We start from the raw sequence: 14,899 nt of genomic DNA on the forward strand, positions 1-14,899 counted from the left end.
GCCACAACATCCGCTTGAGTCCCTTGTGAGGCGTTGCGATTTTATCCGCTGTGCAAACCTCTCAGTGCAGATCGAACCGGTCCAGGTTCATGACTTTGTCCCAGGCGGCGACAAAGTCCTTCACGAACTTCTCCCCCGCATCCGCCGCTGCATACACCTCGGCCAGGGCCCGCAGTTGCGAGTTGGAACCCAGCAGCAGGTCGACCCGGGTGCCGCTCCATTTGTACTGTCCCGTGGCGCGGTCGCTGCCTTCGTACAGGTCGCGGGCCTCGGACTGGGGTTTCCATTGGGTGCCCATGTCCAGCAGGTTGACGAAGAAGTCGTTGCTCAGGGTGCCCGGGCGCGCGGTGAATACGCCGTGGGGCGATTGCCCGACGTTGGCCCCCAGCACCCGCAGGCCGCCCAGCAGCACGGTCAGTTGCGGGGCGGTCAGGGTCAGCAGTTGCGCTCTGTCCACCAGCAGGGCTTCGGCGGTGACGCCGGAAACCGGCTTGAGGTAGTTACGGAAGCCGTCGGCCACCGGTTCCAGCACGGCGAAGGATTCGACGTCGGTCTGTTCCTGGCTGGCGTCCATGCGCCCCGGGGCGAAAGGCACGCTGATGCTGTAGCCGGCATTTTTCGCCGCCAGTTCCACCGCAGCGCAACCGCCGAGGACGATCAGGTCCGCCAGGGATACACGCTTGCCAGTGCTTTGCGCGCTGTTGAAGGCACTCTGCACGGCTTCCAGGCCTTGCAGCACCTGGGCCAGTTGCTGCGGTTGATTGACCTCCCAGTCTTTTTGCGGGGCCAGGCGAATCCGTGCGCCGTTGGCGCCGCCGCGCTTGTCCGAGCCGCGGAAGGTCGAAGCCGAGGCCCAGGCGGTGGACACCAGTTGCGCCACGGACAGGCCGGAATTGAGGATCTGGCCCTTGAGCTGCTGGATGTCCTGGGCGTCGATCAGCGGGTGGTTCACCGCCGGAATCGGGTCTTGCCAGATCAGCTCCTCAGCCGGCACTTCCGGGCCCAGGTAGCGGGCGCGCGGGCCCATGTCGCGGTGGGTGAGTTTGAACCAGGCGCGGGAGAAGGCTTCGGCCAGTTGCTCGGGGTGCTGGTGGAAGCGCCGGGAAATCGCCTCGTAGGCCGGGTCGAAGCGCAGCGACAGGTCGGTGGTGAGCATCGACGGCGTGCGGCGTTTATTCGGATCGTGGGGGTCGGGCACGCTGTCGGCCCCGGCGCCGGCTTTGGGCCGCCATTGGTGGGCGCCGGCCGGGCTGGTGGTCAACTCCCATTCGAAGCCGAACAGGTGGTCGAAGAAGTCGTTGCTCCAACGGGTCGGGGTGGTGGTCCAGATCACTTCCAGGCCGCTGGTGATGGCGTCGCCACCGACGCCCGTGCCGAAGCTGCTTTTCCAGCCCAGGCCCTGTTCTTCCAAACCGGCGGCTTCCGGTTCCGGGCCGACGTGGCTCGCCGGGCCGGCGCCGTGGGTCTTGCCGAAGGTGTGGCCACCGGCGATCAGGGCCACGGTTTCTTCGTCGTCCATGGCCATGCGGGCGAAGGTTTCGCGGATGTCGCGGGCCGCCGCCAGCGGGTCGGGGTTGCCGTTGGGGCCTTCCGGGTTGACGTAGATCAGGCCCATCTGCACCGCCCCCAGGGGGTTCTCCAGCTCGCGGTCGCCGCTGTAGCGCTGGTCGTCGAGCCAGGTGGTTTCGCTACCCCAGTAGACGTTGTCTTCCGGCTCCCAGACGTCCTGGCGGCCGCCGGCAAAGCCGAAGGTTTTAAAGCCCATGGATTCCAGGGCGACGTTGCCGGTGAGGATGATCAGGTCGGCCCAGGAAATCTTGCGCCCGTATTTCTGCTTGATCGGCCAGATCAGCCGCCGCGCCTTGTCCAGGCTGACGTTGTCCGGCCAGCTGTTGAGCGGGGCGAAGCGCTGCTGCCCGCCCCCGGCGCCGCCACGGCCATCGGCGATGCGGTAGGTGCCGGCGCTGTGCCAGGCCATGCGGATGAACAGCGGGCCGTAGTGGCCGAAATCCGCCGGCCACCAGGGTTGGGAGTCGGTCATCAAGGCCAGCAGGTCGCGCTTCACCGCGGCCAGGTCCAGGGTCTTGAATTCGGCGGCGTAGTCGAAGTCCTTAGGCATCGGGTCGGACAGGTGGGAATGCTGGTGGAGGATCTTCAGGTTCAGTTGGCCGGGCCACCAGTCACGGTTGCTGGTGCCTTGGCCGGCGGTGTGTTTGAACGGGCACTTGGATTCGTTGGACATGGGTCACTCCTTCGGTCATCCCTGCCCGGCCGCTCGACTGGGGCCCTGGGCGAGATGTGCGTTTGAAAAGCGTAGTGAAGGGCAAGCGAAGGTAAAAATAGCTTCGCTTGATGACCCTGGCAGGAAAAATCCATGACCGTTGCAGGTTTTTACCCAGGGAGCGCTAGCCGGACCCTGGGCGGACAATAGGCTCGACATTGCTTGAAAAGCCGCCGAGACTCTGCGGCTTTTGCCAAGGAGTTCGGCGCCATGCTCAATGTCTTGTTTGTCTGCAGCCAGAACAAGCTGCGCAGCCCCACCGCCGAGCAGGTGTTTGCCGACTGGCCGGGGATCGAAACCGCTTCGGCGGGACTCAATCACGATGCCGAAGTGCCCCTGGGCCCGGAGCTGGTGCAATGGGCCGGGCTGATTGTGGTGATGGAAACCCGCCACCGAGAGAAACTGCGCAAGCGCTTCAAGGCGCAGTTGAACAGCCAGCAGATTGTCTGCCTGAACATTGCCGATGATTACGACTTCATGGACCCAGAGTTGATCCAGTTGCTGCGACAGAAGGTGCCGCCGTTTCTTCCCGATGGCGGCGCGGCTCGCTGATATGCCTTTGGCATTCAGGGCCCCGCCTGAGCTGCGGGTGAAGCTGCGCAAGACCCCATCGGTTTGCGAGATCGCCGGCGAGCCTGCGGCTCGTTCGCAGCCTTCGGCAGCGGCTACACGAAGCGAATGCAGGCGCTAGCGGCACGGGCACTTCTGTAGCCGCTGCCGCAGGCTGCGCAAGGCACCGAAGGGGCCTCGGCGGTAGAGGGATCGCCGACGAGCCCGCGCCAGTGGCTACAAGGCGCCAAGGGCGGCGGTCAGTTCGGGGGAGGCGTTGTACAACGGCGTATGCCCCTGCAACAGGATCTGCGCGCTACGCCGGTAGGCGGCGCCGTCGATCAGCAGTTCCCCGGCCACTTGCCGGGCATTGATCAGGGTGTCCAGCACCCCGGCGGGGTTTTCAATCGCCAGCGGGTATTCACCCTTCGTTTCACCTATCACCGGTGCCCGCGCCAGCAGGGCGTGAGCCACGGTGCCTTCGGCCAGGCAGGCCGCCGCCAGGCAGCAGCCACCAGAAACTGCCAGGGACGGGTGGGCGTTCTGCGGGGTGAAGTAGCGGGTGGCGATATCCCCGCCGTGGCGCGCAGGGCTGACGATGCAGATCTTGGGAATGGTTTCGCTGCGCCGCAGGTCGTCGGCGCTCATCAGGCGGCCGTCACGCTTGCGCAGGCCCATGAGCAGGCCGCCTTGCACCATCAGCTCCAGCAGGCGGCTTTTGAAATGCGGGTCGGCGTCCAGTTCGGCCGGGCGTTCCTCGCCGGTCTTGCCCAGGTCCGCCGCGCGCAGGATGACCATGGGCACCGCCACGTCGATGCAGGTGGCGGCAATCCCATCCAGCAGGTCGGTCCGCTGCCAGGTGGGAAACAGCGCGCCGGTCTTGGCGCCCACCGGCTTGTCGAGAAACAGGTCGACCCCGGGAAATACCCCGTTGACCCCGGGAATTCGCGTGTCGCTGAGCAGCCGGCCGTCACGCAGGCTCAGGCGCGCATACATCGTGGTCTGGGTGTTGCTGTTGAAGATCTCGATCTGTCCGCCGCCCTCCCCGGGCTGCAGCCAGCCGCGTTGCAGGGCGTACAACGGCAGGGCCGCGGACATGTTGCCGCAGTTGACGCTCCAGTCGATGGCGCTCTTGCCCGCCGCCAGTTGCGCCAGGGTGCTGATCATCCGCGTCTCGCCGGGGCGGCGTTCGACGATGAACACCTTGTTGCTGGTGGGCCCGCCGCGCCCCAGGCCGGTGATCTGGCTGTTGCCCGGCCACTCGCCCTGCAAAGGCACGCCCATCAGGTGGCGCAGCAGTTCTTCCACCAGGGCCTCGTCCCGGGGCAGCGCTTCGCGGGCCAGGATCAGCCCGGTGGAGGTGCCGCCACGGGCGTGGCACACCGGGAACTCAGGGATAGCAGCAGGCTTTTGCAGATCGGGCATGGCGGGCGCCTCCACGGTGGGCGAAAGGGCTGCTCCTGGTCGGCCGGGCAACGGGCAGCAGCGCAGCATGATAAACCCTGGCGACCGGTCCCGGGGCGGCGGCCTGCTGCCCCGCTGTCGCCTGCTGCGCCCCTTGCTCGCAAGAGCCCAGCACCGTACTTTCTAGCACCGTACTTTCTAGCACCGCCGCGCGGCCCCTGCCCGCAGGTGGGCGCAATTCACCGCCCATTGAACCGGAGCGCTGCCATGCCCCAAGCCCCCCAACAACTGCTGTTTCTGCCCGGCGCCTCGGGCAACCGTCAATTCTGGCAACCCCTGGCTAGGCAGTTGCGCCATCCGGCACGACAGGTGCACCTGGGCTGGCCGGGTTTTGGCGACACCCCGGCCCGGGCTGACGTGCAGGGCATGGACGATCTGGTGGAACTGGTGCTGCAACGCATCGACCAGCCCAGCGCGCTGGTGGCCCAGTCCATGGGCGGGATCATCGCGGTGCGCGCGGCCCTGGCGCGACCGCAGCTGATCACCCACCTGGTGTTGAGCGTCACCTCCGGCGGCGTCGACATGGGCGAGCTGGGCGCCACGGACTGGCGCGGCGACTATGCCGCGGCCTACCCGCAGCTGCCGCGCTGGTTCGTCGACGACCACAGCGACCTCGGCCCGCGCCTGGGGCAACTGCGCATGCCGGTTCTGCTGCTGTGGGGCGACTGCGACCCCATCAGTCCGGTGGCGGTGGGTCAGCGTCTGGCCGCCCTGCTGCCCAACGCCTGCCTGCGCATCGTGCCCGGGGCCGGGCATGACCTGGGCCTGAGCCACGCGGCCCTAGTCGCGCCGTGGCTCGATCGGCACTTGAACGGCGAGTCGATCCCCGGCGCCTAGCCGCGTCCACAACCGCTCGTCTTGCGGCGTATTTTTTTGCCAGGGGCCATTTGACTAAGCGTATCGAGGATCTAGATTCCACTCGCGACTGCAGGCAAATGCACCGCGCCCGACGCCGGTTCGTCCAGGCCCCGAGCGTCAATGCCCAGTAGCCGCGCCATGGAAATCCAACGCAGGCCTGCCTGGGCATTGCGGGCCTCTAACGCGACAGCAGGGAGCTGGACATGAACGACAACATAGTGGACATCCTCATCACCATCGATGTGGACACCATCCTTGAAAGTGCCGAACAGGGACTCTTCAAACTCAGCCAGGACGCTTCCACCCCTTCCCAGCTTTACAACATCTACGACGGCAACAACCGACTCTCGGACCTGGTGGTCTACATGGTGGTGCGGCGCAGCAATGCCGATGGCGCCGACGGCGGATCCGAGCTGGCGGTCAACCTGCGTCAGGGCGACCAGTTGCGCTGGCGCGCCACCAGCCTGTCCAAGGGCCTGTACTACTCGGTGATCCTCTACCAGTACACCCAGACCCACCCGCCACTAAGCGAGGACCCCAACCCCTACCTGACCAACGTGGTGCCGACGGTGCTGCCGAGCACGCCGCTGCCCATCATCAACCGGGACAATCCCGCCGGTCAGCCGATCCCGCAGAACGTCAAGACCTTCTACTGGCAGGCCGACGCCACCCGCGTCTGCACCCGGGTCACCTACACCTGGTCCTTCATGATTGTCGACCGTGACAACAAGGTGCTGGGCTACTGCTCCTGGGACCCGTACTTCTCGATCCGCTAAGTTCAGGCCTCGGCTCCGGCCAAGGCGCCCTCTCCCTGCCCGGGCAGGGAGAGGATGCGCGGCCCCTCTTGCCCTGCCCCCGGCACTGCCACTATTTTGTCCCTCCCGTCCCGCAGCGTTCCGGTCAATCCCGCGACTGCCGATGCAGCGGGCACCACCCCCATGCCCGATCGGAGAGCTTATGGAACTTGCCACCCTGAGCCTGTTCATCCCCGCCTGCTTTGCCCTGAACATGGCCCCCGGCCCGAACAACCTGCTGTCGGTGAGCAACGCCACCCGCTACGGCTATCGCCGCTCCTGCCTGGCGGGTGCCGGCCGGCTGCTGGCGTTCGCCGCCATGATCGCCCTGGCCGCCGCCGGCCTGGCGGTGGTCCTGCAGACCTCGGAGCTGTTGTTCCAGGCGATCAAGATCCTCGGCGCGGGGTATCTGCTGTACCTGGCCTGGCAACTGTGGCGTGCCAACCCCGGCACTGAAGCCAGCGAGGACAGGGCCCGCGCCGGCCTCTGGGCACTGGCCCGCCAGGAGTTCCTGGTGGCGGCGGGCAACCCCAAGGCGATCCTGATCTTCACTGCCTTCCTGCCGCAATTCGTCGATCCGGCGCAGCCGATGGGCCCGCAGTTCCTGATGCTGGGCGCGCTGTTTCTGGGCCTGGAGTGGATCGCCATCTGCGCCTACGCCTACATGGGCCTGCACATGCGCCGCTGGTTCGCCGAACCGCGCGGCAAGCGCCTGTTCAATCGCGGTTGCGCGCTGCTGTTGTCGGGGGCGGCGTCGGTGCTGCTGATGGCGCGTCGCAGCTAAAGGCGTACAACCTTCAGTCGGACAGGTACAGCCCATGCATGAGGGGTTCTAGGCATTTTGCTCGGCGCGAGGGTAGGATTAAATCCTATTCAGCTGGAGAAGCTCCTCATGCGAAGCACCCAACAATTGAGCATCACGCTGCCAAACCTGATGGCCGACGCGGTAAAGGCCAAAGTCGCTAGCGGTGAATACGCCAGCGAAAGCGAAGTCATACGCGATGGCCTGCGGGCGCTGATGGCCCGTGATCGAGCCTTGGAAAGTTGGCTCTCCGGCCAGGTGGCAACAGCCTACGACGCCTTGAAAGCGGACGCTTCACGCACACTCAGTGCCGATCAGGTCCGTGCTCGGCTCACAGCAGAGCATCAGAACGCCTGCAATAAACCGTAATGACGCACACCGTCGAATTTGCACCAGAAGCTTTGGAGCAGCTAACCACGCTCTATCGCTACATAGCCACGGCAGCCTCGCCAGGCATTGCCCAGCGCTATACCGACGCCATCGTGAGCCATTGCCAAGGGTTACAGACCTTTCCTCAACGGGGAAACCAGCGGGACGATATACGCCCTGGCCTGCGCACCACCCACTATCGCAAGCGGGTTGTGATCGCCTTTGCCGTCGATACCCGGAAGGTTGTCATCCTGGGCATTTTTTACGCTGGCCAGGATTTCGAGACCACTCTTCTGGCTGATTGGGACGACTAAAGAGATAACGCCAAGCGCAAAGGCTCTGCGGGGGGCGGCCAACCAAGGCGGCTCCCGCAGACGGATGAGCGCGCCCGCCCCTCAAAACAGCCGGGACGTCGGCGCCTTGATGGCGGTCGAACCCCGCCGCCGATGCCCTACCGCGACAGGATCGAAGGCGCCCGCCTGATGGCGCTCCAGGGCGGCAAATACCTGCAAGCGGGCGCGATGCAACAGCACGCGAACATGACTGCGCGAAATGCCCAACCGCCCGCCGATGGCCTCAAGCGCGTGGCCCTGGCGCTCACGGGACAACAAGACCCGGCGTTGCAACAGCGGCAGGCTGCTCAGCGTCTGCTCCAGGCAGCCACGCAGTTGCTCGGCGCACAGCAAGGCTTCCGGGCTGTCTTCGTGCCACTCCAGCGGCGGTGCCCAGTCACCCTCCTCGGCAAAGCGCTGGTCGCCCGCCTGGGCCGGCCGCACGAAGCGCCCCGCCTCGCGACGGTTCTGCACGTAGCAGCCCTTGGCCGCGTTGGCGGTGATGGTCAGCATCCAGGTCTTGAGGCTGGAGCGGCACTGGAAACCGCCAAGGTTGCGCACTATCGCCAGCCAGGCGTCCTGCACCACGTCATCGACGTGGCGCTGCCCGACAATCGCCAGGGCGACCGAGCGCATGGCGCCCTGATGCTGCCTGACCAGTTCGCGAAAGGCCCGCTGCTCGCCGGCCAGCAGGCGCGGCAATAACTGCAAGTCGTCGCTGACGGCGGTCAGCGGCAGGTGCTGCAAAGATTCCATGTCGAGGATCTCCATGCTCATCAGCTCGCCCCTTTACCGCCGAGGCAACAATCCTACGAACAAGCCTAGGAAACGGATGCGCACTCGTGCACATTTTTCTCTGCGCGCCGCGTCCGGCTCGCTATGATGGTTGCCCATGAACCCCAGCCCCGCCCTTCGCCAACCCTGTCCGCCCGGCGCCTGCATCTGCGAGCGCGAGCAGTTGCTGGACACCCCGGGAGCCGACCTGCGCATCCTCCTGCTCACGCGCCAGGAGGAAAAACGCCTGCTCCAACGCCTGGAAAACCTCAAGGACCTGGCCGACCTGGAACACATGCAGCGCCAGATGCTGGAGAAACTCGGCATTCGGGTGCAGATCACCCCCAGCGACAATGAAGTGCGCAGCATGCGCGGCATCGCCATCACCCTGGGCGAGTTGCCCGGGCTGTGCCGCAAGACCCGGCAATCGATTCCGGCCGCCATTCGCCGGGCCATGGAGAACCGCCCGGAAATCGCCTACCGCCTGCTCGATGCCCAGGACTTGCTGCGCGATACCTGACGGCAAGTTTCAGCTACAAGCAGCAGGCTTGCGGCTTGTGGCTCAAAGCTGGAAACTTGCCGCTGCTTTTTCCAGGACTCCCCTCATGCAAAACACCCCACTGAACGCCGCCGACTTCGAGCTGATCGAAGACACCCTGCTCCAGTACGGCGACGACCACTCGGTGCTCAATCCCTGCGAGCTGGACGGCTACTTCACCGCGCTGGTGTCGGGCCCTGCTCAAGTCGATATCGCCGAATGGTTCCCGGGCATCTGGGGCGGCGAAAACCCGGCCTGGGAAACCCCGGAGCAATGCCGGCAGTTCATCGACCTGTGCGTGCGCCACATCAACACCCTGGCCGCGCAATTGGCCCAGGCCCCGCAAGCGTTCAAGGCGCGCTTCGAACAGACCGAGCACCAGGGCCAGGACCTGCTGCTGGCCGAAGAATGGTGCTTCGGCTACCTGCGCGGGGTGGCCGTGGGCAACTGGCCGGAGATGCCGGCGCCGCAGGTCCGGGCGCTGCAGTTGATCATCGACTGCGCCGAACAGGACAACTTCGAACTGCCGGCCGACCTGGACCTGGAGCAGCATCGCCAGCAAGTGGCGGCCATCGAACCGGCCGCCCGCGCGCTGCATGCCTACTGGGCGGCGCAGCGCTGAAATAAACCGCATCCGAAAAAAAACGCCGCGGGCTCCGATCAGGGCCCGCGGCGTTTTTGTCTGCGTCCTGCCGGCGGCGCGAGGCTTACAGCAGTTTGCGCTGCACCGCTTCATCCAGGGTGCTGCGGGCCAGTTGCTGAACCACGTCGCGGGTGTCCGCCTGGAAAGGAACGGCGACGATCAGCAGCAGTTGCATCCAGGTGCGCACCGATTCGCTCTTGCGAATCCGTCCCAGCTCCTTGCCGTCCTTGTCCTTGAACACCGTCTCCAGGGTGAAGGTGTTCTTCGCCGTGGACGGAATCACAAAGAAGGTGACGCCGGTGATGATGGCCGAGGCCATGCTGAACTGTTCGTTGTTGTACAGGGTGGCTTCGGCGTACAGGTCCGACTCGACCTTGTCGGTGCTGACCCGGGCAAAGCGCCCGGACTGGCGGTAGGTGTCGGCCACCACGGTTTCCCAGGCGGCCGCCGGCGCGCCGGCGGCGGCATTGGCCGGGCCGCCGTTGACCTGGTACATGGCGGTGGTGCGAACAAACGCGCTGGGCTTTTGCTCGGAGGTCTGTGCCGCCGGCGGCCAGGTGCCGACAGCGCTCAGTTCGTGTTGCGAGTAGGACACGCAGCCGCTGAGCAGCACTGCGCCGAGCACCAGGAGGTGCTTGATGGAAGCCAACATGTGTCTCTCCTTGATCTCAGTGTTGCGCCAAGCGGGCGCTGGCGTTGTCCAGCAGCTTGGCAACCAGTTCGTTCAGCTGCTTGGCGCCCTGGGTCGGGGCCCAGTACTCACGACCGTACAGGCCGACGTTGCGCTCGAACTTGAGCTGCTCCTTGGCACTGGCCAGTTCCTGGCCGTTGCGGTCGACGATCGACAGCTCGCCGGCCAGGTCGAAGCTATCGACGTAGATCGGACCGTTGATCCAGATCCACACGGTCAGGGTCAGCAAGGCCCCGGGCAGGTAGCCCGGATGCGGCGCGCGGTGGCCCTTGAGCGAGGTCATGTTGAATTTCAGCACCACGTCGTCCTCGCCCAGGCGGGTGGGGAATTCGCTGAGCTGGCGGAAGTAGCCGGCACTCTTGACGTAGGGGGTCAGTTGGGCGGTGAGCGAACGGCTGATGGCGGTGCGGGTGGTTTCATCGATACCGGGAGCGCTGACCTGTACATCGGCGATTTGCGCGGTGCGCGGGCTGCTGATGGGCGCGGGATGCAACGGCGCGCCCAGCGGGCCGGTAACGTTGTAGGAGACACAGCCGGTCAGCGCCAGGGTGGCGACAAGGGCGGCGGCCCCGAGGAGGGTTTTGAACACGAAATATCCTTATTGAAAGACGAACAGCACCTACGTCTCGACCCCAGCGCCCAGAACTTTAGGAAAACCTCGCATCCAGCCGGGCGCTAGAGATCCGCTCCGTGGCCGCATTGATAATCCTCTTCATAGGCCTGGAGCATGTTGAACAAGTGCTCCTGGGGCATCGTGCAGTCCTCCAGCGCTCCGGGCGCCACCCCGTTCCACTCCTCATCGGGGGCGCTTTCGACAATCAGCAGCGGCACCTGGGCGTTGTTGCAGAAAGCGAGGATGTCCCGCAGTTCCTGCTCGCGCTCTACATGGTCGTTGTGAAACAGCTTGGCGCTGTAGAAAAAGCCCTCGGCGCCACGGCGCAGATAACCCTGGGCAACGCTCAGGGACAGGCCCAGGCGCTGATGGAGAAATTTGACCAGCGCCAGGCTGGTGCTGGGGGTCGCCGTGGCGAGGCTGATACGGGACATGGCAGGTTCCTTGAAAAACGACAGGTAATGATCGCGCGGTTACTCGGGGCGCCACAGTTCGAGCCCCTGCACATGACGCTCGATGTCGTCCATGTCGTCCTCCCCCAGGGTGCGGTCGAAGGGCTCGCTGAGAATCCTGCGCACCTGGGCCAGGCGCTGGGTGACCTGCTGGTTATCGATGAAATCGGTGGTGGCGCGCTGGTAGTCGGCCACGGGTTTATCCCTGTAGTAGGCGCCCATCTTGTGCAGCGAGATCAACACGAACTCCAGCTCCGCCAGGGCTTGCAGGGCCTGCTCCCCCGAAAGGGTGATGGTGCGGTTGCTTTCCAGCATCGAATACTTCCTTGACTCTCAACCATTGGACAGACCGCCGCCACCTGGGTAGCGTGCGGCGCACATTTCAAACAGACAGGCCCCCAAACATGCTGATCAGGGACTTTCAAAGCAGCGATCTGCAAGCGTTGCTGGCGCTCTGGCTGGACGCCTCGATCCAGGCCCACCACTTTATCGACCCCGACTTCTGGCGCTCCAAGGTCGAGGACATGCGCAACCTCTACATTCCCCATGCCCAGACCCGGGTGGCCGAACGCGACGGCCAGCTCCTGGGCTTCTACTGCCTGCATGAGGATCAGCTGGCGGCGATTTTCGTCGCTGTCCAGCACCAGGGCCTGGGCTTGGGCAAGCAACTGCTGGCCGATGCTCGCCAGCGCCGCTCACGCCTTGAACTGGCGGTGTATGCCGCCAACCTGCCGAGCATCGGCTTTTACCGCCAGCAGGGATTCCAGGTGATCGGCAACGGCATTGACCCCAATACCGGAGAAGCCGAGCTGATCATGGCCTGGCCAGGCTGAAGGACCTGGCTCACGGCGCCTTGGCCGGGGCCAGCTTGAGCCGCGTCGGGTCGATGGCACAGGCCATGTTGCGTAACTCGCCGAGCAATGACTGGCGGGGAAACGCGGCCCATTGCGCCTGATCGTCCTTGCGCGTGACTTCCACGCCCTGGGCGAACGGCTCGGAGAAGTACACCCGGCCGAACTGCGCCGACTCATCCTTCTCGCAGTTGATCACCCGGGTCGCCCGCGAGCTGCGGATCGGCGGCTTGCCACCGCCCAGCTCGGTGGGCTTGGCGTAGTTGTTGACCAGATAGAACTGCCGCAGGTGCGGGTTGTTCTGATAGAGGGCCAGCGAGTTGGCGGCAAAGTAGGTGGCCAGCTCCGGGCTTTCCAGCACCTTGAACAGGCCCTCCGGACGCTGCGGCGCCGGGGCCTCACTCTGGCTGCCCGAATGCGCGCAACCGGCGAGCACGACTGCCGCGCCCAGGCTCAACAGCTTGTTCATCGGCCCGCTCCCTGGGCCAGGTCCGGCCGCTCCTGGTCGAACAATGCCTGATCGACAGTGCCCTGCAGCGAGCAGAGCAGACGGGTTTTGCCGTCTTCTTCGCTGAGCATGAGGATCTTTTCCGCGGAACCCGGCGCCGGGGCGATGCCCGACACAGCGGCCGGATTGTCCTGCCAGGGCGCCGCGGCGTTGAGTTTGATCTGCGGCCGGGAAATGAAGTATTCACCGGCCTCCTGCCAGCCGGCCTGGGGCAGCGCGGCCATCACTGCGGCGCGGCTGGCGTCGACTTCGAAGCCCCAGAAATGGAAGCTGCCCTGCTCGCCCAGGTCGAACTGGCGGTCGTAATAGCCGGTCAGGCGCAGGCCGCCATCGTTCAGCGGGCGGGAAAATGCCTGGGATGCGGAGTAGTTGTTCAGGCGGTCGGCCACCGGCACCCAGGCGATGCCCTGGCGCTGATTCTCGGCCAGCTTCACCACCTGCCCGAGTTCGCCGCGCTGCTGATACAGGGCCTTGAAGAAACCCGGCTGGCAGTCCAGCAGGCTCTCGCTGAGGCTGGCCGCCTGGGCAGTGCCGGCCCACAGGCCAAAGAACACGGCCAGCAGCGGTGAGGTGGAAAGGCGGGGCAAGGTGCGCGTCCGGTGCATGGTCTGGAACATCCTGAGCAGGCGAAAAAACCGCGACTCTACCTGCGCCGGCACTGCCGAGACAAATCCGCCTGAAGGCGCCAGGCCTGCATGGCAGTGCGGCGCCGCAGCCGCTTCAGAGAAAAATGCAGCCCTTGAGGTACAGGGCGCCGTGGCCGCTGATGATCACCCGCCCGTTGTCCAGCACCTGACACTGCAACTGGCCCTTGCGCGCCCCGCCCTGTTGCGCCCGCAGCTGGCGCTTGCCCAGGCGCGCGGCCCAGTAAGGCGCCAGCGAGGTATGGGCGGAACCGGTGACCGGGTCTTCATTGACCCCGACCCGCGGGCCAAACCAGCGCGAGACGAAATCGAACTCCCGGGACGGCGCCGTCACCGCGATGCCGCGCACATCAAAGGCGGCCAGGGCGGCGAAATCGGGCTTGAGCGCTTCCACCAGGGATTCGTCGTCCACCACCAGCAAGTAATCGTCGGTGCGGTACAGGGCCTCGGCCGCCGGCAAGCCCAGGGCTTGCAGCAGGGCCGGAGCAATCGCCACGGCCTCGGGTTGCTTGGCGGGAAAATCCATGGACAGCAGGCCGCCCTCGCGGCTGACCCGCAACTCGCCGCTGCGGGTGGCAAAGCGCAGCACGTCGCGGCGCTCGCCCAACTGCTCGAACAGCACCCAGGCCGCCGCCAGGGTGGCGTGCCCGCACAGGTCGACTTCCACCGTGGGGGTGAACCAGCGCAGTTCGAAGACCTCGCCCCGGGGCACGAAGTAGGCGGTTTCCGACAGGTTGTTCTCCAGGGCGATGCGTTGCAGGAGCTCATCGGGCAACCAGGCCTCCAGCGGGCACACCGCCGCCGGGTTGCCACCGAAGACGTGAGAGGTAAAGGCATCCACTTGATAGATATCGAGCTGCATCGCGGTCATTCCTCGGCGCCTTGGGCGCGGATCTGTTCCAGGTAGTTGTAGATGGTGTAGCGGGTCACCCCCAGGGCCGCGGCGGCCTTTTCGATCCCGCCCTTGACGATGAACACCCCGCGTTCCTGCATCTGGCGCACGGCATCGAGCTTGTGCTGCTTGCTCATGCGCGTCGCGCTGGCCGGGCAGGCGCCCTGGATGATCTGCGCCAGCAACTGTTCCATGTCGCGGCTTTCATCGCGGCGTGGCGCGGGCGCGCTGCCCAGGCCCAGCAATTGCCCGAGGCAAGCGTGGGCGGCGGCGATGCCGCTCAGGTCGCTGTTGCTGCACAGGCTGGCGAAAGGCTGCCCGCTGCGGTCGCGAAAGATCACCGTGGAACTGCGCAGCTCGCGGCCGTCGGGGGCCTGGGTCGGGTAGTTCTCCAGCACCAGCGGGGTACTGGCGGAGCGGTCCTGCAGGGCCCGCAGCACGGCGGCGAATCCCAGGTCCTGGCGCGGCCCGCCGAGCACCGGGTCGCCCACCTGGCGCCCGGTGACATGGCCGTTGGCGATGGCGACGATCGATGACTCCGGGCGGTCCAGGTCATGCAGGACGATTTCCACATGCTGGCCGACCACACCGGCAAGCATCTGCAAGGTGCTGGAGAGTACCTGCAGCACCAGTTGGCGCTCGGCAAGCAAGGCATCGCAAGGCGGGTTCATGGGCAGTCACCAAGAAAATTGGCCAGGAAAAATATCAACACAGTGTTGAATATTCAACTTTTAGTTGATTGGCGCCGCAATCGCGCCCACCGGTCGTGGCAATTGCATCACCAGGGCCATTGCTGCAATATCCGCAAACGCAAAGCATTCTCATTAAACACCTTCACTCAAGT

20 protein-coding genes are annotated in these 14,899 nt (G+C 65.4%); 9 read left to right on the forward strand and 11 right to left on the reverse strand.

Going from position 1 to position 14,899, the window contains the following annotated elements; translation table 11 throughout:
• Window positions 1-61 precede the first annotated feature (61 nt).
• The gene (katG, locus tag GWQ44_RS26485; protein ID WP_275928641.1) at window positions 62-2,242 is read right to left on the reverse strand and encodes a catalase/peroxidase HPI; all 2,181 of its coding nucleotides are present in this window, start codon (window positions 2,240-2,242) and stop codon (window positions 62-64) included.
• Between the two features lie 249 nt (window positions 2,243-2,491).
• Here katG and GWQ44_RS26490 point away from each other — a divergent pair, with 249 nt between their 5' ends.
• Window positions 2,492-2,833: a low molecular weight protein tyrosine phosphatase family protein gene (locus tag GWQ44_RS26490; protein WP_275928642.1), complete on the forward strand. Its 342-nt coding sequence runs from the start codon at window positions 2,492-2,494 to the stop codon at window positions 2,831-2,833.
• A gap of 234 nt (window positions 2,834-3,067) precedes the next feature.
• Here the strand turns inward: GWQ44_RS26490 and GWQ44_RS26495 are convergent, their stop codons facing one another.
• On the reverse strand, window positions 3,068-4,255 hold the full coding sequence (locus GWQ44_RS26495) for a PrpF domain-containing protein (RefSeq protein ID WP_275928643.1): 1,188 nt from the start codon (window positions 4,253-4,255) through the stop codon (window positions 3,068-3,070).
• Between the two features lie 246 nt (window positions 4,256-4,501).
• Between GWQ44_RS26495 and GWQ44_RS26500 the strand changes: the two genes are divergently transcribed.
• From GWQ44_RS26500 to GWQ44_RS26520, 5 genes are all read left to right on the forward strand, one after another.
• Complete coding sequence (locus GWQ44_RS26500; RefSeq protein WP_275928644.1) at window positions 4,502-5,131, forward strand: alpha/beta fold hydrolase; 630 nt, start codon at window positions 4,502-4,504, stop codon at window positions 5,129-5,131.
• 224 nt (window positions 5,132-5,355) lie between these two features.
• Entirely contained in the window at window positions 5,356-5,928 is a 573-nt protein-coding gene (locus GWQ44_RS26505) for an AidA/PixA family protein (RefSeq protein ID WP_016965600.1), read from the forward strand.
• Window positions 5,929-6,109: 181 nt separating this feature from the next.
• Window positions 6,110-6,730, forward strand: coding sequence for a LysE family translocator (locus GWQ44_RS26510; RefSeq protein WP_199011790.1), 621 nt, complete (start codon window positions 6,110-6,112; stop codon window positions 6,728-6,730).
• A 108-nt stretch (window positions 6,731-6,838) separates the two neighbouring features.
• A complete protein-coding gene (locus tag GWQ44_RS26515; RefSeq protein ID WP_275928645.1) occupies window positions 6,839-7,117 on the forward strand; it encodes a type II toxin-antitoxin system ParD family antitoxin in 279 nt (92 codons plus the stop codon).
• Window positions 7,117-7,431 (forward strand): type II toxin-antitoxin system RelE/ParE family toxin, encoded by a 315-nt coding sequence (locus GWQ44_RS26520; RefSeq protein ID WP_275928646.1) that lies wholly within the window; start codon window positions 7,117-7,119, stop codon window positions 7,429-7,431. The genes GWQ44_RS26515 and GWQ44_RS26520 overlap by 1 nt, the downstream gene beginning before the upstream one ends.
• Before the next feature lie 81 nt (window positions 7,432-7,512).
• On the opposite strand, the gene GWQ44_RS26525 is transcribed toward GWQ44_RS26520, so the two are convergent.
• The gene (locus GWQ44_RS26525) at window positions 7,513-8,220 is read right to left on the reverse strand and encodes an RNA polymerase sigma factor (RefSeq protein WP_275928712.1); all 708 of its coding nucleotides are present in this window, start codon (window positions 8,218-8,220) and stop codon (window positions 7,513-7,515) included.
• 121 nt (window positions 8,221-8,341) lie between these two features.
• On the opposite strand from GWQ44_RS26525, the gene GWQ44_RS26530 reads away from it, so the two are divergent.
• Complete coding sequence (locus GWQ44_RS26530) at window positions 8,342-8,743, forward strand: hypothetical protein (protein WP_103741986.1); 402 nt, start codon at window positions 8,342-8,344, stop codon at window positions 8,741-8,743.
• Window positions 8,744-8,828: 85 nt separating this feature from the next.
• Window positions 8,829-9,383 carry a UPF0149 family protein gene (locus tag GWQ44_RS26535; protein ID WP_179596503.1) on the forward strand — a complete coding sequence of 185 codons (555 nt, stop codon included), beginning with the start codon at window positions 8,829-8,831 and terminating at the stop codon, window positions 9,381-9,383.
• 85 nt (window positions 9,384-9,468) lie between these two features.
• Here GWQ44_RS26535 and GWQ44_RS26540 read toward each other — a convergent pair whose 3' ends face one another.
• The 4 genes from GWQ44_RS26540 to GWQ44_RS26555 all read right to left on the reverse strand — a co-directional run bounded on the left by GWQ44_RS26540 (window position 9,469) and on the right by GWQ44_RS26555 (window position 11,475).
• Complete coding sequence (locus tag GWQ44_RS26540) at window positions 9,469-10,056, reverse strand: hypothetical protein (RefSeq protein WP_275928647.1); 588 nt, start codon at window positions 10,054-10,056, stop codon at window positions 9,469-9,471.
• 16 nt (window positions 10,057-10,072) lie between these two features.
• Window positions 10,073-10,684 (reverse strand): hypothetical protein, encoded by a 612-nt coding sequence (locus GWQ44_RS26545; protein WP_275928648.1) that lies wholly within the window; start codon window positions 10,682-10,684, stop codon window positions 10,073-10,075.
• 86 nt (window positions 10,685-10,770) lie between these two features.
• Window positions 10,771-11,142: a hypothetical protein gene (locus GWQ44_RS26550; protein ID WP_275928649.1), complete on the reverse strand. Its 372-nt coding sequence runs from the start codon at window positions 11,140-11,142 to the stop codon at window positions 10,771-10,773.
• A 39-nt stretch (window positions 11,143-11,181) separates the two neighbouring features.
• Complete coding sequence (locus GWQ44_RS26555) at window positions 11,182-11,475, reverse strand: hypothetical protein (protein ID WP_110653538.1); 294 nt, start codon at window positions 11,473-11,475, stop codon at window positions 11,182-11,184.
• Window positions 11,476-11,564: 89 nt separating this feature from the next.
• Between GWQ44_RS26555 and GWQ44_RS26560 the strand changes: the two genes are divergently transcribed.
• Complete coding sequence (locus GWQ44_RS26560; protein ID WP_253129314.1) at window positions 11,565-11,993, forward strand: N-acetyltransferase; 429 nt, start codon at window positions 11,565-11,567, stop codon at window positions 11,991-11,993.
• A 10-nt stretch (window positions 11,994-12,003) separates the two neighbouring features.
• Here the strand turns inward: GWQ44_RS26560 and GWQ44_RS26565 are convergent, their stop codons facing one another.
• The 4 genes from GWQ44_RS26565 to GWQ44_RS26580 form a co-directional block, all read right to left on the reverse strand.
• The gene (locus GWQ44_RS26565) at window positions 12,004-12,480 is read right to left on the reverse strand and encodes a surface-adhesin E family protein (RefSeq protein ID WP_275928650.1); all 477 of its coding nucleotides are present in this window, start codon (window positions 12,478-12,480) and stop codon (window positions 12,004-12,006) included.
• On the reverse strand, window positions 12,477-13,124 hold the full coding sequence (locus GWQ44_RS26570) for a hypothetical protein (RefSeq protein WP_275928651.1): 648 nt from the start codon (window positions 13,122-13,124) through the stop codon (window positions 12,477-12,479). The genes GWQ44_RS26565 and GWQ44_RS26570 overlap by 4 nt, the downstream gene beginning before the upstream one ends.
• Window positions 13,125-13,239: 115 nt before the next feature.
• Complete coding sequence (locus GWQ44_RS26575) at window positions 13,240-14,025, reverse strand: PhzF family phenazine biosynthesis protein (RefSeq protein ID WP_199011804.1); 786 nt, start codon at window positions 14,023-14,025, stop codon at window positions 13,240-13,242.
• Window positions 14,026-14,030: 5 nt separating this feature from the next.
• Complete coding sequence (locus GWQ44_RS26580; RefSeq protein ID WP_047304029.1) at window positions 14,031-14,726, reverse strand: PAS domain-containing protein; 696 nt, start codon at window positions 14,724-14,726, stop codon at window positions 14,031-14,033.
• Window positions 14,727-14,899: the final 173 nt, after the last annotated feature.

The sequence above is a fragment of the Pseudomonas sp. 3MA1 genome, from assembly GCF_029237275.1.
GTDB classification, from domain to species: domain Bacteria; phylum Pseudomonadota; class Gammaproteobacteria; order Pseudomonadales; family Pseudomonadaceae; genus Aquipseudomonas; species Aquipseudomonas fluorescens_AP.

Excerpts from the sequence above, each read along its gene's own strand:
- katG (WP_275928641.1), bottom strand. The coding sequence starts at position 2,242 with ATGTCCAACGAATCCAAGTGCCCGTTCAAACACACCGCCGGCCAAGGC.
- GWQ44_RS26490 (WP_275928642.1), top strand. The coding sequence starts at position 2,492 with ATGCTCAATGTCTTGTTTGTCTGCAGCCAGAACAAGCTGCGCAGCCCC.
- GWQ44_RS26495 (WP_275928643.1), bottom strand. The coding sequence starts at position 4,255 with ATGCCCGATCTGCAAAAGCCTGCTGCTATCCCTGAGTTCCCGGTGTGC.
- GWQ44_RS26500 (WP_275928644.1), top strand. The coding sequence starts at position 4,502 with ATGCCCCAAGCCCCCCAACAACTGCTGTTTCTGCCCGGCGCCTCGGGC.
- GWQ44_RS26505 (WP_016965600.1), top strand. The coding sequence starts at position 5,356 with ATGAACGACAACATAGTGGACATCCTCATCACCATCGATGTGGACACC.
- GWQ44_RS26510 (WP_199011790.1), top strand. The coding sequence starts at position 6,110 with ATGGAACTTGCCACCCTGAGCCTGTTCATCCCCGCCTGCTTTGCCCTG.
- GWQ44_RS26515 (WP_275928645.1), top strand. The coding sequence starts at position 6,839 with ATGCGAAGCACCCAACAATTGAGCATCACGCTGCCAAACCTGATGGCC.
- GWQ44_RS26520 (WP_275928646.1), top strand. The coding sequence starts at position 7,117 with ATGACGCACACCGTCGAATTTGCACCAGAAGCTTTGGAGCAGCTAACC.
- GWQ44_RS26525 (WP_275928712.1), bottom strand. The coding sequence starts at position 8,220 with ATGGAGATCCTCGACATGGAATCTTTGCAGCACCTGCCGCTGACCGCC.
- GWQ44_RS26530 (WP_103741986.1), top strand. The coding sequence starts at position 8,342 with ATGAACCCCAGCCCCGCCCTTCGCCAACCCTGTCCGCCCGGCGCCTGC.
- GWQ44_RS26535 (WP_179596503.1), top strand. The coding sequence starts at position 8,829 with ATGCAAAACACCCCACTGAACGCCGCCGACTTCGAGCTGATCGAAGAC.
- GWQ44_RS26540 (WP_275928647.1), bottom strand. The coding sequence starts at position 10,056 with ATGTTGGCTTCCATCAAGCACCTCCTGGTGCTCGGCGCAGTGCTGCTC.
- GWQ44_RS26550 (WP_275928649.1), bottom strand. The coding sequence starts at position 11,142 with ATGTCCCGTATCAGCCTCGCCACGGCGACCCCCAGCACCAGCCTGGCG.
- GWQ44_RS26555 (WP_110653538.1), bottom strand. The coding sequence starts at position 11,475 with ATGCTGGAAAGCAACCGCACCATCACCCTTTCGGGGGAGCAGGCCCTG.
- GWQ44_RS26560 (WP_253129314.1), top strand. The coding sequence starts at position 11,565 with ATGCTGATCAGGGACTTTCAAAGCAGCGATCTGCAAGCGTTGCTGGCG.
- GWQ44_RS26565 (WP_275928650.1), bottom strand. The coding sequence starts at position 12,480 with ATGAACAAGCTGTTGAGCCTGGGCGCGGCAGTCGTGCTCGCCGGTTGC.
- GWQ44_RS26570 (WP_275928651.1), bottom strand. The coding sequence starts at position 13,124 with ATGCACCGGACGCGCACCTTGCCCCGCCTTTCCACCTCACCGCTGCTG.
- GWQ44_RS26575 (WP_199011804.1), bottom strand. The coding sequence starts at position 14,025 with ATGCAGCTCGATATCTATCAAGTGGATGCCTTTACCTCTCACGTCTTC.
- GWQ44_RS26580 (WP_047304029.1), bottom strand. The coding sequence starts at position 14,726 with ATGAACCCGCCTTGCGATGCCTTGCTTGCCGAGCGCCAACTGGTGCTG.